This is a genomic window from Planctomyces sp. SH-PL62 (assembly GCF_001610895.1).
GTDB lineage: Bacteria > Planctomycetota > Planctomycetia > Isosphaerales > Isosphaeraceae > Paludisphaera.
Genome location: NZ_CP011273.1, coordinates 2,200,967 through 2,222,551, shown reverse-complemented (window position 1 = coordinate 2,222,551; position 21,585 = coordinate 2,200,967). Strand labels below are relative to the sequence as shown.

The window sequence follows — 21,585 nt, the reverse complement described above, 5'->3', positions numbered from 1 at the left end:
GCGGGGTGCGGTCAGGAAGACCGGACCGACGCCGCCGAGGACTCGGACGGGGACGGCGGCCGGCGGACCGGGACCCCCCGCTCGGCCAGGTAATCCTTCGTCTCCCGGATCGAGTACTCCTTATAGTGGAAGATGCTCGCGGCCAGCGCGGCGCTCGCGCCCGCCTCGGCCAGCACGGCCCGCAGGTGTTCCGGGCTCCCGGCCCCTCCCGACGCCACCACCGGGACCTCCACGGCGTCGACCACCGCGCGGGTCATCTCCAGATCGTAGCCGTTCTTGGTGCCGTCGGCGTCCATGCTGGTCAGGACGATCTCGCCGGCGCCCAGCCGCTGGACCTCGATCGCCCAGGCCACGGCCTCCAGCCCGGTCGGGATCCGGCCCCCGTTGATGTGGACCTCCCAGACCTCGCGGCCCTCTTTCACGACCCGCTTGGGGTCGATGTTGACCACGATGCACTGGCTGCCGAACTTGCGGGCCGCCTTGCGGATCAGGTCCGGGTCGCGCACCGCCGCCGAGTTGATCGAGACCTTGTCGGCCCCGGCCTTCAGGAGCCCCCGGACGTCGTCGAGCGTGCGGATCCCGCCGCCGACGGTAAGGGGCATGAAGCAGACCTCCGAGGTGCGGCGGACCACGTCCCAGAGGATGTCCCGCCCCTCGTGGCTGGCCGTGATGTCGAGGAAGACCAACTCGTCGGCCCCCTCTTCATCGTAACGGCGGGCCACCTCGACCGGGTCGCCGGCGTCCCGGAGGTTCAGGAAATTCGTCCCCTTGACCACGCGGCCTTGGTTGACGTCCAGGCAAGGAATGATCCGCTTGGCCAGCATGCGCGACCCCATCGCGGCGCCCGCTCGGGGCGACCGCCCCGCCGCGAGCCCGAACCGATTCCGACGTGTGCAGTTACGTCCACTATCAGGAAGAGCGACGCTGTATTCTATAACAGCCGCCGAATGCAGCCTAGAGGGTGGACGAAAGATCCCTTTTCCGCGCCCGCCCGGCGCTTCCTGGAGGTCTCCTCCCGGCGTCTCGGCGTCGATCAGCCGTTGCCCGGCCGCCTCATCCCTCCGGTCGCCTCGCCGGACGCCCCCCCCTCTCCCGCCCCGAATTCCGATCTCCGGTCGCGCCCGCCGAGGCCGCCGCAGACGTTCCAACCAGGGGGTCGAAAAGTTCCGACTCCGACGCGCGAAGCGTCGCGCGGGGGCGGCCCATCGTCGGTTCGTCCGCCCGGCCCCGGGTCCGACCGAAACAGGATGAAGAGCGTCTAACGATCCCCCATGCGACGTATGATCGGCGGGCCCGAAGTCTCCACGACCCCCCTTCGCGAGCCTGGCTCGGACTTAGGCCGTCGACGGCGAGGAATGGGGCGGTTGCGCCGGCTGTGCGGCCTGTTTGTCGGTCGCGAGGCCTTCGCGGCGGTCGGATGGACTCTCCCGTTTCCGTCGTCTCACAGTTGTCCCATCAAGATGTCGCGTGACATGAATGGATGTTCGATTCGTCAGTGGCAACGATCGTCGGACGGGGATCGGATCGCCCCGAGGATCGGCCCTTGGAACGTCGGCCCCAGGGCCCTTTCAGGCGGGCTTTTCATGGCCTGTATTGGGTTTGCGTCGTCACGGCCCTGTCACCCCCAGACCTTCTTGAGGCGGTCATGAGAACGAGTCTGGATGCTGATACATGAGAATGCAAGGTTTGTAAAACGAGTGTTGAAAATTGGGGTTCGGCCGAAAAACCGTTTGCGTTTTCTGGAATATCGTCCCATTTTGGCACCCTGTGCGAGTCGCGTCGGGGTGACGAGGACGGATCCCTCCCGGATTCGGGCTCGGCCCCGGCGATTACGGGCGCGGCGTGGTGCCGCATCGCTCGCGCAACCCAAGGGAGTTTCCACCGTTGTCCAGTCCCACCATTGAGCCTCGCGTCTTGAGTCGGGTGGTCCTATCTCTCGTCGCCGTCATCGCGGTCGCCTGCCAGGCCGAGGCCCAACAGTACTACTACACCACGGATGGTACGGCGGCTCCTACCCAGCCCGCCCCCACTTATATTTACCAGACCGCCCCGGCGGTCCAGTACGTCCAGCAGCCCGAGGCCGCCCAGGTTTACCAGGGTGGGTACGTCGCCACGGAAGTCGCGGCGCAGCCCGTCCAGGCGGAGGCGGCCCCGGCCGCGTCCTACGGCGATCCGTACGGATTCGTGAACTGGCTGAACGGCGTGCGGGCCTCCTACGGCCTCGGCGCGGTCGGCCACGACCCGAACCTGTCGAGCTGGGCGGCGATGAACAACAATCAGCAGGCGGCCCAGGGCCTGGGGCACCACGTCATGGGTCCGGCTCGACGCCAGAACTCGGCGATGGGCGGCTTCCCGGGCATCGAGGCGATGTGGATGGCCTCTCCGGCCCACCGCGCGGCGCTGCTGGATCCGACGATCACCTGGGTCGGGATCGCCGGTGCCGGCGCCTGGTGGACCTTCAACGCCAACTGAGCGTCGCGTTTCGCCCTCTCGGATTTCGAGTCGGAGCCGGCCATGATCGGCCGCTCCAGGCGACCCGCCGATTCAGCAGCCTCGAGGTCGAGGCCCGATCAGCCTGAAGCAGGTGCGAGCGACCGCGGATTCGCATCCCGACGCGTGGAAGGACCGCGTGGGGAGGCCGGCCGCGCGACCGGGCCAGGGCCCGGCTCAGAGGAAGAACGCACTGCGGATTCCCGAGAGAATCGCCTGCTCCAGGTTGGCGTCCCGGCCCCGAGCGATCCATCCCACGGCCACCGGCACCGGACCAACGGTCTCGCGGATCCGGTTCACGGGGAACTCGTTGTTGAACACGGCCCGGCCCATCATCTGACGGTCGGGCTTCACCATGTCTTCCAGTTCCTTGTGGACTTCCACCTTCACGAGGAAGCCCCCGTTCGGGGCCGGATCGACCTTGACGATCGCGAACCGTCGAATCGTCTGCAGGGTGGCTTCGACCCGGTCCTGGATGGTGGTGGTGTCGGCGAGCCAGGGTTCCAGCACCGTGGCGCTCATCTTGGGCTCGGTGACGATCGTCCGCGACAGCCGATTCTCCGAGGCCACGTCGAAGTAGCCGCCGAGTTCGGCCACGGTCTTGTTCCAGACCGCCTCGAAGTCGTCGACCGGGACCAGCAAGGGGTTCTCGGCCACCGGTTCGGGCGCGAAGACCCGCGTCACCCGCGACGTCGGGATCCATCCCGAGGCGCATCCCGCCTGCGCGAGCGTCAGGACGACGGCCCCGAGCACTCCCGCCCCGCTCGCGATGATCCGCGACTTTCGCATGATTCTGGGCCTCATCCTGCCTGGCCTGCCCGGCTCGCCGTGACGCGCCCGCACGGGCGCCCCCCGGCCGGGACTTTCCGCGAACCTTCCCGGTCGCGGTGATCTACTCTCTCTTATCGGCGTCTCGACCCGGTCCCGGACATGAAAGCGGGCGGGTCGGTCCTGGCTCGTGCGAATCACGGCCAGTCCGAGGGGACGTCGCATCCTGTCCGATTCCTCGATCCCCCGCAAGGCCGATCTTTCCGCGCCACCCTCGCGAAGCTGACCTAGGTTTCTCATTGAGGTTCAGAGACTTCCAGGGACAGAAAATGGATGAGGAGCGCCATGCAATCGGAAAAAGGCTGGAGGAGGGACGCCCCGACGTCGACGCTCGCCACGCGTGAGGGTGAGGAGATGGACGCGGGACGCCGGGAAAGGGCCGAGGTCGAGGCCGCCGTCCATGATTTCGCGACGGCGGCCTCGTCCTCGACCGATCTGGTCGCCCTCTGCGACGCACTGGCGACGGCCGCCCGACGCGTGGCGGGCGGGGCGCCGATCGCCGTGCACCTGGCGGGCGAGGCGGTCGAGCCCGCATCGGGGGCGACTGCGCTTCCGTTGCGGGTCGGGGAGTCCGGGAAAACCTGGGGTTGGCTCGTCCTCGACGGGCCGGGGGCCGATCCGGAGCCCCCGTCCGAGATCATGGGCCGGCGGCTCGAATCGCTGGCGACGCTCGCGGCGTTCGCGATCGAGCGGCATCGCGCCGGTCGCCTCGCGAGTCCGTCGGCTCGCTCCGGCCCGAACGTCGCCCCGTCCGCCCTTCACGACGTGGGACTGCTGGGGACGGTCTTGCCCTTCGCCTTGAGCCAGGCGAGGCGCCACAAGGAGCCGCTCTCCATCCTCGTCGTGGCGATCGGCCGCCTGCGAGGGGTGCGCGACCTGCTGGGCGACTCCGAGGCCGACCGGGTGGTGAGCCGGATCGGGATCGGGATCGTGGGGCTGCTCCGCTCCAGCGACCTGGTCGCACGGCTCGACGGCGACCGGCTCATGGTGGTGCTCCCCCGTTCGGAGCTGAACGACGCCCGACGCGTGGGCGAGAAGCTTTGCCAGGGGATCGCCGCCGCCCATGACCTGATGGGAATCCCGCTGAAAGCCTCGCTCTCGATCGGCGCGGCCACCTTCCCCACGAGCGCCTCGACGCTCGGCGAATTGTTCGATGCGGCCGATGCGGCCCTGGCCGAAGCCTGCGAACTCGGCCCCGGTCGCGTCGCGGCGGCCTTCGACCGGGGCCGCGAAGTCGCGTCCCGGTGCTGAGGCCCAGACGAAGGGGGGGATCGAAGCCCGAGGCGCTGAAGCCGCGGGCCGATCCCCCCTCGGTTCTTGCACGAGTCGCTCAGATCACTTCGCGAAGGACAGACCTGGGTCGTTGTCGCCCCCGCCGAGGGCCTGGAAGACGAAATGCGAGTCGTCCTTCCAGGTCACCCGGCCGACCATGGCGTCGTTCTGATCCTCGGCGCGGGCCAGGGTGAGGATGCCTCCGGCGTAGCTGTAGGCGCCGTTGATCGGCTGGGTCCGGCCCTGCTGGGTCACGTTCCAGGTGAATCCGCCGTCGTCCTTGATCGTCAACTCGATCGAGACCGACGGGTCGGGGGAGGCTTTCCACACGCCGACGAGGCTCGGCTCGTTCGCCGGGGCGGCCGCCTCGCCGGGTTCCGGCTGAGCCGGGGCGGTCTCGGCCTCCGGGGGCTGGGCCGCCTGGGCGTCCGATTTCAGGCTGGCGGCGATCTGCTTGGAGAGCGTGTCGCCGGGTTGCAGCCGCGAGACCGCGTTGAACTCCCGGACGGCCTCATCGGTGAAGCCTTCGGTCAGGTAGTGATAGGCCAGGACGAACCGTGCGGCGGCCGAGTCCGGGTGGGCCGTGCGATAGTCCTCCAGGGCGCGGAGCTGCGCCGTGTAGACCTCGATATTCGGATAGAGGCCGATCAGGGTCGTCCAGTCCCAGCCGGGGCCGACGGCGAGGACGGCGTAGAGCACCTCGGCGGCCTGGTCGTAGCGCTTCAGCGCGAACAGGCAGAGGGCGCGGAACTCGTGGAGGGCCGCGTCGTTGGGGAGGGCCTTGAGAGCCTCGTCGGTCCTTTGCAGGGCGCCGGGATAGTCGCCGGCCAGGAACGCGGCCCGAGCGTCCGCGAACGTCTGCAAGGCCGGGTCGTCGGCGGCGGCCGGCTCGGTCGCCGTGGAGGCCGCCAGGGGCTGCGAGTAGTCATAGACCGGCGCGGCCTCGACCACCGGCTGCTGGACGACGATCGGCTGGGTCGCGACGACGGCGTACGGGTTCACGTACGGGCGATACCCCCAGTTGTAGATGGACGAGCCGAGCCCCCAGCCGGCGATGCCGCCGACCGCCATCCCGGTCCAGAAGCCGCCGCTGTTGTTCCAGAAGCCGTTGTTGTTCCGCCCATGCCAGTAGCCGTTGACCCAGGCCTGATGGTTGTTCCATCCCGGCCTCCCGGCCCAGGCCGGCGGCCTCCCGCCCCATCCCGGAGGTCGACCGCCGGGCATCGTTCCCACCCCTGGAGGACGGCCTCCCGGGCCGGCGATCGGCGGGCGGGGCCAGGCGCGCCGGGGCCGGCGATCGGGGGACGGCCGCCGGGGCCGGCGATCGGCCCGCCGACGCCGGGGCGACCGGCGCCCGGTCCGAAATTCGGCCGGTTGATCTGACCCGGGCCCGGACCGGCCGTCGGCGGCCTCATCTGGCCTTGCCATCCGCCGGGGTTCCCCCGCTGGATGTTGCCGGGCTGCGTGAACGACGGGGTGCGGTTGAACGTCGGCGCCTGGCGCATCGCCCCGCCGCCGGGGACGCCTCCACCCCCGCGCATGCCGCCGGGGACGCCGCCTCCCCCCCGCATGCCGCCGGGGGCGCCGCCGCGCATCCCGCCGCCGCCGCCGCGCATCCCGCCGCCGCCGCGACCGCCGCCGCGCTGGGCGAAGGTCGAGGTCGTCTGCAGGCAGAGGCACGAGGCGACCAGGCCGGCCAGAGCTGCTTGAAGGGTCCTGTTCATCGTCGGCTCCTGGCGGGATCGCCCGGGGTAGAGGTGGGAGCGGGGGTGGAAGGGGAAGCCGCCGCGCGGGGCGGCGGCGGTCTGCGGACGAGCGTGACCTCCTCGACGCCCGGCAGGGCGGACGAGCCGAGCGTCCGCTCGACGGACGACCAGCGGACGACGTCGCGGCCTCGGCGGGAGACGATGTTCGTCGCCGACGCGGTTCGGCCGTCCTTCAAGACGCCGGTGGTCTTGATGATCCAGCGGTCGTCGCCGTCCTCGTGCGACCAGAGCCCCTCGGAGAAGCCCCCTTCGGAGTCGAACGTCCACGAGCGGAACTGCTTGAGCCGGGGGTCCCAGCCGACCCGCTGGACGCCCGACAGCCCGATCGAGCCCGCGGCCTTGACGCGGAATTTGCGGATCAGGAAGGCCCCGTCGTCGGCCCACTCGCAGGTGGTCTCGACCTCGGCGTCGTCGTCCTGGTCGATCCACTCGCCGATCAGCCATTCGAGGTCGGCCAGGCGTTCGCGAGGGGACTTCTCGGCGTCGAGGTCGGGCATGGGGAAGTCGTGGATGGAATCCTGGAGCCACCGGCCGTCCTCCCGGACATAGGCGGCCGTGTAGCGAAAGCGCACGGATCCGGCGTGGTGGTCGCCGTCGGGCGGCGAGGCCACCACGGCGAGGCCTTCCTCGATCGCTGCGTCCGCGCCGAGCATGCGGAGGGAGGTGGGCTCGACGACGATCGTCCGGCCCGGCTCGGCCTCGAACCGCTCGGCGAACCGCTTCTCGATCGCGGCTCGGCCCACGATCGGGTCCGCGTCCTCGGCCTCGATCCGGGCGGCCGACGTGAACAGGGCGGCGATCGCGTGGGCGTCTCCGGCGTCGTACGCCTTCACGAACTCAGCCAGCAGGGCGTGGATCGCGGCCCGGTCGGCCTCCCCGGCCGGCGAGGCCGGCGGCTCTTCCGCGAAGACCCGGGCGTTCGCGAACCCGAAGCCGATTCCGAGGAAGGCCAAGAGGATCAGGAGTCTGGTGGATCTCGACATGGGCGAATCGCCTTTCTCGATCATGTCGGCGGTCCGCGTTCGCGCCGTCCGCCGCAGAGTTTCTAGAAACATACGGGGCGGGCGTCACGGGGGCGACCGGCCAAATTCGAAAAGGTTCGCGAAATCCGAGACGAGGCACGCGCCGGTCCGATCCTGGGGAGGTTCCCACCCGGCGGCGGGGGGCTATGATGAAACACCTTGTGGCGAGCGGCGGTCCGGTCGTCGCCCGAACCTCCCGCGTCGGCACCTCCCCAGGCCCCAACCTCCGGATCTCGCACGCATGGTCGACGACTTCTCGCAAGTGATCGCGATCCTCAAAATCATCCTCTTCGACTTGCTCCTCTCCGGCGACAACGCGGTCGTCATCGGCATGGCGGCGCATCGCCTGCCGCCGGCCCAACGTCGTCAGGCGATGATCTGGGGCTGCGGCCTCGCGATCTTCATGCGGATCGGGCTCACCCTGGTCGTCTCCACGCTGCTGGTGATCCCCGGCATTCGCTTCATCGGGGCGATCTTCCTCGTCTGGATCGCCGCAAAGCTGATGCAGGAGGAGGTGGACGCGGCCTCCGATCATCCCCACATGGCCCCGGCCTCGCTCTTCAAGGCCATCCAGCGGATCGCCCTGGCCGACTTCATCATGAGCCTGGACAACGTCCTGGCGATCGCCAGCGCCGCGCAGTCGTCGGCGCAGATCGTGATGGGCCTCGTCCTGTCGATCATGATGCTTCTCTTCCTGAGCGCGGTGATCACCGAGATCATGAACCGCTACCGCTGGATCGTGTACGCGGGGGCGGCGCTGCTGGCCTGGACGGCCGCCGACATGATGGCCCACGACCTCCACGACTTCTTTCACAAGGGCTACGTGGCGGGCTGGCCCGAATTCCCCGCCTGGGGCCTCTGGGCGCTGCGGTTCACCCTGGTGGCCCTGTGCCTCACCGTCAACATATGGCTGCCGGACTCGGACGACGAGGATGGGGGCGAGTGGGCCGACGCGGTCGAGCCGCCGCCGACGGAGACCTCGATGGAGCCGTCAGCGAATCCTTGAGGCGGACCCGGAATGCAAAAACGCCCCGTGCCGAGTTCGGCCGGGGCGTCTTCGCGCGCCGCATGGGATGCGTCGCCTGTTTTCATCTCGTCGGGTCAGGGGCGTCTCGGCGGCGGCGAACGGGGATAAGGACGACGGCGGGGCTTGTCCACGCGACGGCGGTCGCGGCCGGACCTTCCCGACGCGGTGATGCGCGCCGACCGGCCCGATTGGGCCGTGCGAGGCGCCTCGCCGCGAGGGCGGGGGGACCGGACGCGGGCGCGGTCGCAACGCTCCCGAACTCGCGAAAGCCGGCGGAGCAGGCCGAGGCCGGCGGGCCGATCGATCGACGGCGAGGCGGTCGCCGACCCCTCGGGCGCTGGGCGCGCGAGGAGCGGCGGCGCGATCGTCGTCGGGCTCTCGGTCTCCATCGGGATCTCGGCGTTCGCGACCTCCGCGACGTCTTCCCGGACTTCCGTCTCGACCGGGAACTCGATCTCGGTCGCGACCTCCTCATGAACTTCCACCTGGGCGGCCGGCTCCGTCACGGTCGACGGCTCGGGGGCGGACGCAGGCTCGTCGTCGGGGACGGCGTCGGGAAGGGCCACGGGCTCCCACGTCTCGACGAGTGCAGAGGGCGCGTTGCCGTACTCCTCGCCGGAGGCTTCGACGAGTGCAGAGGGCGCGATGCCGTACTCCTCGTCGTCGTTCTCGACGAGTGCAGAGGGCGCGATGCCGTACTCCTCGTCAGGGGTCGTGGGGGCCGCTTCGTCGGCGTCGGGGGGGGCCGTCGAGTCGAGCTCGCTCGGTCCCTCGTCGATCGCCGTCGCGGGCGTCTCTTCCGCGAAGGTCTCCATGGCGACGGCCTCGTCCGCGACCACGAGCCCATCGGGCGCGGAGGTCGGCGCGGCTTCGGCATCGGTCCAGGATTCGGTCGCGACTTCGGTCGGGCTCTCGGTCTCCTCGGGGATCTCGGGATCGGCCGCGGGGGTCGGCTCGGCCGGCGCTTCCGCTTCGCTCGGGGGAGCCTGGAGGTCGGCCCGGACGAATTTTCCGGGGCCGACGCGGATCCAGGTGGGCTGCGACGACGACGCCTCGGCGAGCGCCGCCGCCCTGGCCGCGCGTTTCCCCTTACTCCGACGCTTGCGGGGCTTGGGGGACGCGGCGGGGTCGGCGTCCTCGGCCGTCGCGACCGCCTCGGCCGTCCCTTCGGGCGTCCCTTCCGTCGCCGCCTCGACGCCGGCGGCCTCGGGTGAGGCCTCAGTCGTCTCCGCGGGCTCGGGGAGGGATTCGCTCGGGGGCGGCGAAGCCGGGGCGACCGGCCGGTTCGACCGGGGCGCGGCGAAGATCAGGACCATCGCGGCCATGTAGACCGGCGTCAGCCAGATCGAGATCGTGGCCACCACCAGGCTCGTCACGCCGGTCAGGATCACGAGGCCCACCATCCCCCAGAACCTCCCCGACGTCGGCCGGAGGATTCCGGCCTGGTCGGAGGACTTCACGGAGGCTGAGCGGCCGTCGGGAGCCCGATCGACTCGTGACCAGGGCTTGGCTTGGCGCTGGGTCGAAGTCTCGTTCAAGGCGGGACCATCCTGCATGTCGCGAGGCCGACGCCGGCCGCACGGACGCCCAGGATCACCCAGGCGTCGCGGGCCGAGAAGTCGGCAGGGTTTGCTCGTCCCGATCCGTCGTCGCGGGGGGCCGGGCCCGTCTTGCGACGCGCCTCTCCCCCCTACCGTTGATCGGCCCCGCCGCAGGGGCGATTGACGTTTTCGAAGCCCCACGGGCCGTCCGCCCGCCGTTGGAAAACGGACAACGCCTACCGCCGGATTACTCGGCGCGTCTTGCCGCGAATCGCCGATCGATCAGCCGATTCCGATGGGTTTCGGGGCCGTCCCGGCCGAAAGCCGGCCGCGAACGACTTCGCGCGGCGCCTTCTCCCTTGTTCCAGGCGGTCCTTCCGTGCGATCCTGGTCCGTGCGGACTCTGACAGGAGTCGAAGGAGCACTCCCGAGGTCGAGCCATGACGGGGCGTCGAAAGTTTGGGCTGACGGTCGGGCTGATCGTGATTTCGGCTCTGGCGATCGAGCTGGGCGTCTGGTGGCTTCGGCGGCCGGTGAACGCGGTCCGGGTGGTCAACGGCGGCGCCCCGGTGCGGAACCTCATCGCCTCGTACGCGGGGGTCGAGACCTACATCGGCGACCTGCCCGCGGGCGGCTCGACCGAGATCCGGCTGGACAACCGGCCCGAGGACGCCGTGACCCTGGCGTTCACGCAGGAGGGGAACGCCGCCACCGGCGTCCTCATCGGCGGCGAGGAACTCCATCAGGCCCGACGCGACGGCCTCCGGATGGTCCTGGTGCTCAAGCCCAACGAGATCTCCCGCTACCTGGAGGAGGACGCCTCGAGCGACGAGCCCTCCCCCCTGCTCCGCCTGGTCCGCCGCGTCGTGGCCCGCATCCGTCCCGAATTCTAGGCGGCGGCCCCGACCCCGAAGGAGGTGGGACGCCTCGCACCGACGAGGGCGTCGGGGTATGATGCGCGGGACCCCGAACGACGATGCCGATGGGAAAGGATCCGACGACGCGATGGCCCAGACGACCCGGACGTTCCTCGCGATCGACGTGCCCTCCCCGGTCGCCGAGCGGCTGGCCAAGCTCCAGACGAGGCTCTCCCCGCTCCTGCCCGAGTTTCGCTGGAACGACGCGGCGCCGTTCCACATGACGCTCGCCTTCCTGGGCGACGTCCCGTTCACCGAGCTGAAGGACGTCTGCGACGCCGCGGTCAAGGCCGCGCGGGCGTGCAAACGCTTCGAAGTGAGGATCGCCGGCCTGGGTGCCTTCCCCAAGCCCGAGCGGCCCCGCGTCATCTGGGCGGGCTTCGACGGTCCCGGCCTCGAACCCCTCGCCGCCTTGCACAAGGCCGTCGTCTCCAACCTCCGCAAGGTGGGCCGCCAGCCCGAGGACGTGCGATTCAGCCCTCACGTCACCCTGGGAAGGCTCCGGACCGGCCGCGACAAGCGACCGACCTCGACCACCATCCCCGCCGCCGATCTGACGGAGATCCTGGAGCAATTCCGCGAATGGACGGCCGGCGAATTCACCGTCGGCGAGGTCGTCGCCTACTCCTCCACGCTCACCCCGGAAGGCCCCACCCACGCCCCGCTCGTCCGCGGCGGCCTGGCCTCGGCGAAACCCCGCCCCGAGACTTGACCGGAATCGACCGACGTGCTAAACTAGTGATCGGGCGTACAGAACTCAGGCGAGCATGAAGGAGCCGACGTCGTGGCGAAGCGACAAGTAGCAACCGAGGCGAAAGCGGCGTCCGCCGAGGCGAAGGCGCTGAACACGACGCTCAGCCAGATCGAGAAGACGTTCGGCGCCGGCTCGATCATGAAGCTGGGCGAGGGGAGCCACCTGGAGGTCGAAGGGATCTCCACCGGCGCCCTCTCGCTCGACCTGGCGCTCGGGGGCAAGGGCCTGCCGCGAGGCCGGATCATCGAGCTGTTCGGGCCGGAGTCCAGCGGCAAGACGACGATCGCGCTGCAGGCGATCGCCAACGCCCAGAAGATCGGCGGCGTGGCGGCCTTCATCGACGCCGAGCACGCGCTGGACCCGTCGTGGTGCAAGCGGATCGGGGTGGACATCGAGTCCCTCCTGGTCAGCCAGCCGGGGAGCGCGGAAGAGGCGCTGCAGATCGCCGAGATGCTGGTGCTCTCCAACGCCGTGGACATCGTGGTGGTCGACTCGGTGGCGGCCCTGGTGCCGAAGGCCGAGATCGAGGGGGAGATCGGCGACAGCCACGTCGGCCTTCAGGCCCGGCTGATGAGCCAGGCGTTGCGGAAGCTGACCGGCGGCGTCTCCCGCTCCAAGTGCGTCCTGGTGTTCATCAACCAGATCCGCGAGAAGATCGGCGTGATGTTCGGCAGTCCGGAGACCACCCCCGGCGGCCGCGCCCTGAAGTTCTACAGCTCGTGCCGGGTGGACGTGAGGCGGATCGGGCCGGTCAAGGACGGTGAGGAGATCACCGGCTCTCGGGTGAAGGTCAAGATCGTCAAGAACAAGGTCGCGCCGCCGTTCCGCACGTGCGAGTTCGACATGATGTACACCAGCGGCATCTCCCGCGAGGGGGACATCCTCGACATGGCGCTGGCCGACAAGCTCGTCGAGAAGTCGGGCTCGTGGTTCAACTACGGCGACATGCGGCTGGGCCAGGGGCGTGAGAAGGTCAAGGAGTTCCTCCGCGAGAACACCGCGCTCGCCGAGGAGATCGCCGCCAAGGTCATGGCCAGCCGCACCGGCCAGGCCGCCGCCGCCCTCGCCAACGGCGCGCCCGTCGATGACGACGACGACGAACCGCTCGACGAGGCCTGACGCCGAGGCACCTTCCCCGATCGATCGGGGAAGGCGCCTTCGTTTCGCTTCCCGCTCAGTTCGCTCCCATCGTCCGGGTCGGCCGGGCGACTTCGGGGGCGACGGGGAGGCAGAGCAGGACCCGCGACTCCGACGTCAGCGGGACGAGGGTTCCCGGGCGGGCGGCGGCCACCGGGACTAGCGTCTTGATGAGCCCGTGGACGCTCGAAGCGCCTTCGGGGGCGTGGATCAAAGGCGAGACGCCGGCGGCCAGGACGGCGTCCGGCGGGTGCTCGTTCCCCAGCGCGCCGGCGAGGTGGATCTCGCCGTCGGGCCGCATGTCGAAGGCCATCCCGAGCGCGCCGAAATCGACCTCGGACCTGCGAGCGTCGACGCCCCGGGCGTGTCGCGAGGGGGGCCGGAAGGCCATCTCGCGGGCGAGGGCGGTCAGCAGATCGACACCCACGGATCCGGGGCCGGAAGTGAGCTTCCCCTTGGCCTCGATCCAGCCCGGCCCCTGCCCAGGCCGGTCGCCCCACCGGGCGTTCTCGATCGAGACCCGCGCCGAGCCGGCGAGGCGATGGCTGGGGAATCGTCGGCCGACGAGCGCGGCGAGGTCGACGTCGTGCAGGTCGCCGGCGAAGTCTCCCTCCCAGGCGCCGCCGCCTGAGCGTCGGAGCGTGAGCCGGCCGTCGACGCGGGCGTCCTCGCCGATCCAGTCGGTGGCGTCGAAGAACACGTCGAGCACGCGGGCCGGCAGCGGCAGCCCTTCCAGCGTCTTCAGCGCCAGGGTGGTCCTGACCGGATCGACGCGGCGGTCCCGGCTCAGGGTCAGCTCGCATCGCGTCTTCGATCCGGGCTCGACGAGGCGATAGGCCACGCGGACGGTCGGTCCCGACGGCTCCGAGGCGAGCGTCGCGGCGACGTCCTGCAACGAAAAGCCGAGCCCCGCGCCGAGGTCCAGACGGCACGAAGGCGCGGTCAGCTCCACGCGGTCGTACGGCACCTCGCCGGATCGTTGCAGCAGCGAGCCGACCTGGGTCATGGCGAGGTCCGGGCTCTCGCCCCGGAGCGCCAGTTCGTCGGCGTGGACGATCAGGTCGCGGCCCGATTGGACCAGGCGGAGCGAGGCCGCGCGGGCGATCTCGGCCAGGCCCTTCCCCCTCGGCTCCTCCTGGCGGAGGACGATGCCGTGGAACAGGATCTCGCCGGGGCGAGGATAGGCGACGGCGTCGAGCGTGACCTGGAGGCCCAGCCGCCTCCCCAGCGTGATCTCCACGTCGCGGACGTGGCCCGGCCGGTTGATCCGCCAGGCGTGGAACGCCGTGAATCCCGTGGGGAGGACCGTCAAGAGCGCCAGGGCCGTCGTCGCCAGCCCCTGGCGGGCCGGTCGCGAAAGGGGGAACATCCGTGCCTCCCTCGAGTCGAACGAATGCGCCCGAAGGAACGCCGTCGACGCCCCGGATCCTCCGGGCGGCCGACGGCCAGGCGCGTTACCTACGTTGTATCGCCAGGACCGCGCGCGAGAATCCAGCCCGGCTGGAACGGGCGCTTCCCGAGCGTTCGGGTTTTAGGGGCGCTCAGACCAGTGGTCCAGCTTCTCGCGGTTGAGGGCGTGGACGGCGGCCATCGTCGCCTTGAGCGAATCCAGGCTGGAGCCGTCGTAGCGTTCGAGGAGGGCGGCGGCGATCTCGAAGCCGACGACGTTCTCGACGATGACGCTCGCGGCGGGGACGGCGCAGACGTCGGAACGTTCGTACGACGCGGGAGATTCCCCCTTGGTCGCCATGTTGACCGATGGTCCCCGCTTGGCCAGGGTGCTGATCGGCTTCTTGGACGCGCGGACGACGATCGGCTCGCCGTTGGAGGTCCCCCCCTCGATCCCTCCCGCGTTGTTGGAGGGCCGTCGGAATCCGTAGCGGCGGTCGGCCTCGTCGTGGTCCGGGTCGTACCGGATCGGGTCCATGACCTTCGATCCGGGGCGTTTGGCGGCCTCGATCCCCAGGCCGATCTCGACGGCCTTGATCGCCTGGATGCCCATGACGGCGCAGGCCAGCCGCGCGTCGAGCCGGCGGTCGGGCTGGACGTGGCTCCCCAGGCCGATGGGGCAGCCGGTGACGATCGTCTCGACGAGTCCGCCGAGCGTGTCGCCGGCCTCGCGGGCGGCGTCGATCGCCGCGACGATGGCCGCGTCGGCCTCGGGGTTCAGCGTGTAGACCGGGCTGGCGTCGCGGACGGCGAGGTCGAAGCCCAGCGGCGGCGCCGGGACGCCCCCCAGCTCGGCGACGTAGCCGAAGACGGTGATCCCGACCTCCCGCAGCACGAGCCTCGCCAGCGCGCCGGCCGCCACCCGGACGGCCGTCTCGCGGGCGCTGGCCCGTTCGAGGACCTGGCGGATGCCGGTCTGGTAGCTGATCGAGCCGGCCAGGTCGACGTGCCCCCCGCGCGGGGCGGCGGGCTCGGACAGGCGTTCGAGCTTGGCGTCGTTGTTGATCAGCCGAAGCGTGATCGGGGCCCCGGTGCTGACCCCTCGGAACGTGCCGGACTCGATGAAGACCCGGTCGGTCTCCAGCTTCTGCCGCTTGCCCCGGCCGTAGCCCCCCTGGCGACGCTCCAGCTCGCGGTCGATGAACGACTTGTCGAGCGTCACCCCGGCGGGGAAGCCCTCGACGATCGCGGTCAGGGCGGTTCCGTGCGATTCACCGGCGGTCAGATAGCGGAGCATGGGCGGGGTCTTTCGGGCCTTCGTCGGGTCGCGTCAGCGCCAGGGGAACGGGCGTCCGGTCAGCAGCACATAGGCTTCGATGTACTTCGATCGGGTGCGGGCCGTCACGTCGTCGGGGAGCGCCGGGGGGGGGCTGGACTTGTCCCAGCCGGTCGCCTCCAGCCAGTCGCGGACGTATTGCTTGTCGAACGACGGCTGCGGCCCGCCCGGCTTGTAGGTCTCGATCGACCAGTACCGGGAGCTGTCGGGCGTGAGCACCTCGTCGATCAGCAAGAGTTCGCCGGTCTGCTCGTCGAACCCCCACTCGAACTTGGTGTCGGCGAGGATCAGGCCCTTCTCGCGCGCCGTCTCGGCCGCCTGGCCGTACACATGCAGGCTTTTGTCCCGGAGCGTGGCGGCGACCTCGGCACCAAGGGCGGCGGCCATGACGTCGAACGAGACGTTCTCGTCGTGGCCGGTCTCGGCCTTGGTGGCGGGGGTGAAGATCGGGTCGATGCGGTCGCTCTCGACGAGCCCCGGCGGCAGCTTCACGCCGCAGACCTCGCCCGACTTCCGGTATTCCTTCCAGCCGCTGCCGGAAAGATAGCCCCGGACGACGCACTCGAAGGGGGCGACCCTGGCCTTGCGGACGAGCATCGCCCGGCCTCGCAGGTCCTTGCGGGTCTGGTCGTCGAGGGCGATCGGGAAGTCGTCGACGTGGCTGGAAATCAGGTGGTTGGCGACGCCCAGGCGTTCGAACCAGAATTCGCTGAGGCAGGAGAGCACCCGCCCCTTGTCGGGGATCGGGGTCGGCAAGACCCAATCGAACGCGCTGATGCGATCCGTGGCGACCAGCAAGAGCCGGTCGCCCAGGTCGTACACGTCGCGCACCTTCCCCTGCTTCCGGGGAAGCCCGCCCAGACCCGTTTCCGAGATCGCCACGCCCGCCTCCACCCGACATCCGTTCATCAACCCACCGCCGACGAATTTACTCGAAAGCGACGTCGGAGACAAGCCCCCGGGACGTCGGGGACGGGAGCCCATCCGGGCGGAGGGCTCGCCGAGGCGGTCCTTCTTCTCAGTCGTCAGGCGTGTCGGTCGCGGCCTTTCGGCCCCCGCGCCGGGTCGGCTGGCCCTCCGGTGTGCGTTCGAGGTCGCGTCGCCAGGCGGTGGAGGGCCGCCCCGGCGACCAGGCCGACCCCGAAACCGACGACCGCCCGGAGCAGCGGGTGCGGGACGTCCGGCGGCACGTCGACGACGCCGTGGGCGTCGGAAATCGCCGGACTGGAGACGTACCGCCCGTGGGCGGGGACCGCCAGCCGCCTGAACTCGCGATCGAGGGCGCGGAGCCCGGCGCGGAGGGGTTCGCCGGCGAGGGGTTCGCCGTGGCCCGTCCCGGCCGTCTCCGGTTCCAGGTCGGCGAGGAGCTTGACCGAGCGCCGGGCGGCGGCCCAGTCGCTCGTGTAGTACATCGGCGGGCCGTGGATCTCGCGGCGTTGGGTCAGGACGGCGAGGGCCGATTCCTGCCTGGTCGTGACGAACGCGTCGCCGGCCACGAGCGTCCGGTCCTCGTCGCGGAAGCACGAAACGTGGCCGGGGGTGTGGCCCGGCGTATGGACCCATCGCCAACGCGGCAGCCCGGGGACCGAGCCGTCCGCAGGGAGCGGCCGGACCCGGCCTCCAAGGTCGATCGGCCCGCGAGGATAGAGCCAGGAGAGGGTCGCCATGGCGCCGCCGCCGACGGTCGGGTCGGGGGGCGGATAGGAGGAACGGCCGGTCAAATAGGGGAGTTCGAGGGGGTGCGCGTAGACCGGCGCGTCCCAGCGTTCGGCCAGCGTCCGAAGGGCCCCGACGTGGTCGAAATGGCCATGCGTCAGGATGATGGCGGAGGGCCGGGCCCCCTCGCCGAATCGGTCGGCCGCGGCGTCGGCGATCGAGTCCGCCCAGCCGGCGAGCCCGGCGTCGATCAGGACCCAGTTCCGGTCCCCCGCCTCCCCCGCGAAGAAGACGTTGACGATGCCCGTCCGCAGGTAGGCCAGGTCCTCGGCGATCGGCCGGGGCCAGGCGTCCGGCTCGAAGTGGGCCCGCTTCAGGTCCGTCGCATCCCGCTGTCGCACGCTCATAGGAAACCTCCTCGGCCGCGCCGGCCGACACGCCTCGGAAACGGGTGGGCTTCCAGGATGATCCGCAACCACCGTGCCGGAGCGGACGGACGCGTCGAGGTTCCCGAGGACGCTCCCCCGGCCGCGCCGGACCGCCTCGCGGTTCAGGCCGGGGGTTCGTGGGCGACCCGGACGAGGAGCTTGCCGAAGTTGCCGCCGCCGAGCATGCCCATGAACGCCTCGGGCGCCCGTTCGAAGCCGTCGACCACGTCTTCGCGGTAGCGGATCTCGCCGTTCCGGACCAGCGGGGCGACGTCGTCGAGGAACTCGGGGAAGAGTTCGTCGAACTCATAGACGATGAATCCGCGGAGGGTGAGACTCCGCGCGAGGATGCGGCCGAGGGTGGCCGGCAACTGGTCGACCGCGCCCGCCCCACCGTCGTTGTAGTGGGCGACAAGGCCGCAGACCGGGACGCGGGCGAACTTGTTCAGCAGGGGCAGTACGGCCTGCCAGACCTCGCCGCCGACCAGCTCGAAATCGATGTCGATCCCCTCCGGGCAGGCCTCGGCGAGCCGTTCGCGGAAGTCGGGCCGGCGATGATCGACGACCGCGTCGAACCGCAGTTCGTCGCGGACGAAGGCGCACTTCTCGGGACCGCCGGCGATGCCGACCGCCCGCAGCCCGGACTGCTTCGCGAGCTGTCCGACCATCGAGCCCACGGGACCGCTGGCCGCGGCCACCACCAGCGTCTCCCCTTCCTTCGGCTGCCCGATCATCCGCAGGCCCGAGTACGCGGTGAACCCCGGCATCCCCAGCACGCCGAGCGCCGTGGTGACGGGGCCCAGCGACGGGTCGATCTTGCGGAGCCCCTCGCCGTCGGAGACCCCGTGCGTCCGCCAGCCGAGCCGGGCCAGCACCACGTCGCCGGCGCGATAATCGGGCAGGTTCGACGCGACGACCTCGGCCACCACCTCCCCGTCCATGACGCCGCCGATCGGCACCGGAGGCGCGTACGACTCGCGGTCGTTCATCCGCCCGCGCATGTAAGGGTCGAGCGAGAGATAGAGGGTTTTCAGCAGGATCTGGCCCGCTCCGGGCTCGGGGACGTCGAACCGCTCCAGGCGGAAATTCTCGGGCTTCGGCTCGCCCTTGGGGCGCGAGGCCAGGACGATGCGGGCGGCTTGCTGCGACATGGGGGGGTGGCCTCCGGGCTTGAGGAAAGTGAAGCGGCCGCTCTCGTCGCCGTCGAGGCGCGACGGCGGCGAACCACGGCTTTCCGGCGTGCAAATCCCGGCCCGTCTCGCCGCCGACGGCCAGTAACGCGGGATGCGGACGGGCGTCACACCCGCTCGACTTCCGCGAGGGTCGGTTCGACCTGGGGTTTCCTGTTGATGCGATGGCGCTCGGCGGAAACCGCCCGGTAGGTCGGCAGGCGGGCGCGGTTGACGCCGCCGATGGGGGCGTGTTCGGCCAGGGCGTGCCAGGGGGTGAAGGAGAGGTGTTCGCCGAACGTCTGCCGGGCCTCGACGTTGAAATCCTGGCGTGGGATGACGATCCGGGCGACCGAGATCGGCGGGGACGCGGATTCCTTCCACTCGACCGTCGGGTCCTCGATCGGAGTCGAGGTGGGGTCCGCCTGGATCTGGACGGCGAACGTGAAGGCCGCGCCGCCGTGGTCGAGGGTGGACTTCATCGCCAGCCGCAGCAGGTCCGGCGAGTCGGCCCGCGGGGGTGCCTGGGTCGCGTCGGGGATGGCCGTGTATTTCACGGCCTTGGGGCCCAGGCAATACGGCGTGGTGCTCCAGTAGCGCGTGGTCAGCGGGCTGTCCGGGGTCTTGCCCAGCGCCTCTTTCACGAGCTTCAACAAGGCCGTCCCCCGCTTGACGCCCAACGAGGCGATGAGCGAGGCGGCCAGCGTCATCCCCGCTCGCGGGCCTTTCGGCAGCAGGAACAGCAGGCTCCGCACGGCGGAAGGCTCCACCCCCTTGGCCTTCGCCAGCGCCTCCGAGAACGGGACGTAGGTCGCCGCGTCGGGGATGAAGAAGATGGGGTGGTCGACCAGGATGAAGTCGTGCGTCCGCGCGTCCTTCTCTTCGGGGATCAGCTTCTCGCCGTCGACGTCCAGGAGCTTGATCGCCATGCCGTGGACGTCGGCCTTGCGGTCGTCCGCCTGGGCGCCGTTCGAGAAGCGGACGAGGGCCGGGAACGTCCTGGCCTCCCGGAACAGCCCCACCCGACACTCCGGAGGGAGGCCCGAAGGATCGACCACGAAATCCGCGCGGACCACGCCGTTCGTCTTCGGGTGCTGCCCGCGAGGGACCGGATCCTTGGCCTTGTCGACGAGCTTGAGACTCAACTCGACCACCTTCTCGATGGCCGCGTTCTCGCCGGGGGGGGCGTTCTCGCCTGAGTGGTACATGGATCGGTCCTTCGGTGTGGGGGGGGGATGACCTCGGCGGAGCTTGCCTCCGCGGCGTTGGGAGTCGCTTTTCTTTGTGCTTTTAAGTATGAGGTGGGCTCGTCGAGTTCAAATCAATTCGGGCGACACGTTCGGATTTCGCGGGAATTTGATCGCGGGGGCTCGTCGGCCGTTCGGAAGGGAGGCCCGACGGTCGGTTGCGTGGCGGGCGCGGGCGTCGCACAATTGGGACGCGGTCGGCGCGCGCCGGCGGTTCGGAGCAGGCGATTCGGAGGCTGGACGTCATGAATGGCGACGCGAGGACGGATCGACGGGGCTTTCTCAAAGGCGCCGGCGCCGGGGTGGCGGCGGGCTGGGCGTTCCCGACCATCCTGACCGGCAAGGGCCGCGCGGGGGGCGTCGCCGCCGGCGAGCGGATCCGGCTGGGGTTCATCGGCGTCGGTCGCCAGGGGACCAGCAACCTGAGGGACTTCCTGAAGCAGGAAGGGGTCGAGGTCGTCGCGCTGGCCGACGTCGATTCCGGGCACCTGGCCGACGCCGCCAGGGTCGTCGAGAAGGCCGGCGGCAAGCCGGCGACGTTCGGCGACTACCGCAAGCTGCTGGAGGATCGGTCGATCGACGGCGTCGTCGTCTCGACCCCCGACCACTGGCACGCCCTGGCCACGGCCGACGCCTGCGTCGCGGGCAAGGACGTGTACTGCGAGAAGCCGCTGAGCCTGACCGTGGCCGAGGGCCGACGCATGGTGGACGTCGCCCGCGCCGCCGGCCGGGTCGTCCAGACCGGCAGCCAGCAGCGCTCGGAGGAAGGCTTCCGGCGGGCCTGCGAGCTGGTCCGCAATGGGCGGATCGGCAAGGTCAAGGAGGTCCGCGTCCTGCTCCCCAGGGTCAACTTCGACGGCCCGGCCGTGGCCGATTCGACGCCTCCCCCCGAGCTGGATTACGACTTCTGGCTCGGCCCCGCCCCCCATCGGCCCTACAACGCCAAGCGCGTCCACTATCTGTTCCGCTTCTTCTGGGACTACTCCGGCGGCCAGATGACCAACTTCGGCGCGCACCACCTGGACATCGCGCAGTGGGGCCTGGGTCGCGACGAGTCCGGCCCGGTCGCCGTCGAGGCGACCGCGCGGTTCAACAAGGACGGCTGGTTCGAGGTCGCCGAGACCAGCCGGATCGTCTACACCTACGACGACGGCGTGCGGATCGTCTGCCTCCAGGGCGAGGGCAAGGGCCACTCGGTCCAGTTCGAGGGGGAGAAGGGGACCATCGGCGTCTCGCGCGGGAGCATCTCGGCCGACCCGAAGGAGATCCTCGAAGACCGGCCGGGGGAAGGCGACGTCCACCTGTACGTCAGCACGAACCACCACCGGAACTGGCTGGACTGCATCAAGACGCGGGAGAAGCCGGTCTGCGACGTGGCGATCGGCCATCGCTCGGCGACCGTCTGCCACCTGGGGAACATCGCGATCCGGGCCGGCCGGAAGATCGCCTGGGACCCGAAGGCCGAGACGATCGTCGGCGACGACGAGGCCGCCGCGATGCTCTCCCGCCCCTACCGCGCCCCCTGGCGGCTCCCCGAATCCTCCTCCGTCAAGACCAGGACCGACGGCCCCTCTCGGGCCTGAACGCCCGCCGATCCTCGTCGACC

General features: G+C 70.4%; 18 protein-coding genes. 7 read left to right on the top strand and 11 right to left on the bottom strand.

The features are described 5' to 3' along the window. Positions 1 to 11: 11 nt before the first annotated feature. A complete protein-coding gene (gene hisF / locus VT85_RS08510) occupies positions 12 to 824 on the bottom strand; it encodes an imidazole glycerol phosphate synthase subunit HisF (protein ID WP_068413313.1) in 813 nt (270 codons plus the stop codon). 1,060 nt (positions 825 to 1,884) lie between these two features. Between hisF and VT85_RS08505 the strand changes: the two genes are divergently transcribed. Then, on the top strand, positions 1,885 to 2,472 hold the full coding sequence (locus tag VT85_RS08505; protein ID WP_197491175.1) for a CAP domain-containing protein: 588 nt from the start codon (positions 1,885 to 1,887) through the stop codon (positions 2,470 to 2,472). A gap of 195 nt (positions 2,473 to 2,667) precedes the next feature. Here the strand turns inward: VT85_RS08505 and VT85_RS08500 are convergent, their stop codons facing one another. Next, on the bottom strand, positions 2,668 to 3,279 hold the full coding sequence (locus VT85_RS08500) for a hypothetical protein (RefSeq protein ID WP_068413307.1): 612 nt from the start codon (positions 3,277 to 3,279) through the stop codon (positions 2,668 to 2,670). A gap of 324 nt (positions 3,280 to 3,603) precedes the next feature. Here VT85_RS08500 and VT85_RS08495 point away from each other — a divergent pair, with 324 nt between their 5' ends. Further along, a complete protein-coding gene (locus VT85_RS08495) occupies positions 3,604 to 4,569 on the top strand; it encodes a GGDEF domain-containing protein (protein ID WP_068413304.1) in 966 nt (321 codons plus the stop codon). A gap of 84 nt (positions 4,570 to 4,653) precedes the next feature. Here VT85_RS08495 and VT85_RS08490 read toward each other — a convergent pair whose 3' ends face one another. Next, on the bottom strand, positions 4,654 to 5,814 hold the full coding sequence (locus VT85_RS08490) for a tetratricopeptide repeat protein (RefSeq protein WP_068413301.1): 1,161 nt from the start codon (positions 5,812 to 5,814) through the stop codon (positions 4,654 to 4,656). 496 nt (positions 5,815 to 6,310) lie between these two features. After that, positions 6,311 to 7,339, bottom strand: a complete 1,029-nt coding sequence (locus tag VT85_RS08485) for a YybH family protein (RefSeq protein WP_197491174.1) — start codon at positions 7,337 to 7,339, stop codon at positions 6,311 to 6,313. Between the two features lie 280 nt (positions 7,340 to 7,619). Between VT85_RS08485 and VT85_RS08480 the strand changes: the two genes are divergently transcribed. Beyond that, the gene (locus VT85_RS08480) at positions 7,620 to 8,384 is read left to right on the top strand and encodes a TerC family protein (RefSeq protein ID WP_068413295.1); all 765 of its coding nucleotides are present in this window, start codon (positions 7,620 to 7,622) and stop codon (positions 8,382 to 8,384) included. A 95-nt stretch (positions 8,385 to 8,479) separates the two neighbouring features. Here the strand turns inward: VT85_RS08480 and VT85_RS08475 are convergent, their stop codons facing one another. Next, on the bottom strand, positions 8,480 to 9,943 hold the full coding sequence (locus VT85_RS08475; RefSeq protein ID WP_068413292.1) for a hypothetical protein: 1,464 nt from the start codon (positions 9,941 to 9,943) through the stop codon (positions 8,480 to 8,482). Between the two features lie 443 nt (positions 9,944 to 10,386). On the opposite strand from VT85_RS08475, the gene VT85_RS08470 reads away from it, so the two are divergent. The 3 genes from VT85_RS08470 (at position 10,387) to recA (ending at position 12,736) form a co-directional block, all read left to right on the top strand. After that, complete coding sequence (locus VT85_RS08470; RefSeq protein ID WP_068413289.1) at positions 10,387 to 10,839, top strand: hypothetical protein; 453 nt, start codon at positions 10,387 to 10,389, stop codon at positions 10,837 to 10,839. Positions 10,840 to 10,951: 112 nt separating this feature from the next. After that, positions 10,952 to 11,575: an RNA 2',3'-cyclic phosphodiesterase gene (thpR, locus tag VT85_RS08465; RefSeq protein ID WP_197491173.1), complete on the top strand. Its 624-nt coding sequence runs from the start codon at positions 10,952 to 10,954 to the stop codon at positions 11,573 to 11,575. Positions 11,576 to 11,647: 72 nt separating this feature from the next. Beyond that, complete coding sequence (gene recA / locus VT85_RS08460) at positions 11,648 to 12,736, top strand: recombinase RecA (protein ID WP_068413283.1); 1,089 nt, start codon at positions 11,648 to 11,650, stop codon at positions 12,734 to 12,736. A gap of 55 nt (positions 12,737 to 12,791) precedes the next feature. On the opposite strand, the gene VT85_RS08455 is transcribed toward recA, so the two are convergent. The 6 genes from VT85_RS08455 to VT85_RS08430 all read right to left on the bottom strand — a co-directional run bounded on the left by VT85_RS08455 (position 12,792) and on the right by VT85_RS08430 (position 19,940). Beyond that, entirely contained in the window at positions 12,792 to 14,123 is a 1,332-nt protein-coding gene (locus tag VT85_RS08455; protein WP_068413280.1) for a hypothetical protein, read from the bottom strand. A 162-nt stretch (positions 14,124 to 14,285) separates the two neighbouring features. After that, positions 14,286 to 15,440: a chorismate synthase gene (gene aroC, locus VT85_RS08450; RefSeq protein WP_068413277.1), complete on the bottom strand. Its 1,155-nt coding sequence runs from the start codon at positions 15,438 to 15,440 to the stop codon at positions 14,286 to 14,288. Positions 15,441 to 15,473: 33 nt separating this feature from the next. Next, entirely contained in the window at positions 15,474 to 16,361 is an 888-nt protein-coding gene (locus VT85_RS08445) for a phosphoribosylaminoimidazolesuccinocarboxamide synthase (protein ID WP_068421672.1), read from the bottom strand. Between the two features lie 143 nt (positions 16,362 to 16,504). Further along, positions 16,505 to 17,542, bottom strand: coding sequence for an MBL fold metallo-hydrolase (locus tag VT85_RS08440; RefSeq protein WP_082858450.1), 1,038 nt, complete (start codon positions 17,540 to 17,542; stop codon positions 16,505 to 16,507). Positions 17,543 to 17,685: 143 nt separating this feature from the next. Next, entirely contained in the window at positions 17,686 to 18,714 is a 1,029-nt protein-coding gene (locus VT85_RS08435; RefSeq protein ID WP_068421670.1) for an NADP-dependent oxidoreductase, read from the bottom strand. 146 nt (positions 18,715 to 18,860) lie between these two features. Further along, positions 18,861 to 19,940, bottom strand: a complete 1,080-nt coding sequence (locus VT85_RS08430) for a catalase family protein (RefSeq protein WP_068413274.1) — start codon at positions 19,938 to 19,940, stop codon at positions 18,861 to 18,863. Positions 19,941 to 20,224: 284 nt separating this feature from the next. Between VT85_RS08430 and VT85_RS08425 the strand changes: the two genes are divergently transcribed. Then, entirely contained in the window at positions 20,225 to 21,562 is a 1,338-nt protein-coding gene (locus VT85_RS08425) for a Gfo/Idh/MocA family protein (RefSeq protein ID WP_068413272.1), read from the top strand. Positions 21,563 to 21,585 lie beyond the last annotated feature (23 nt).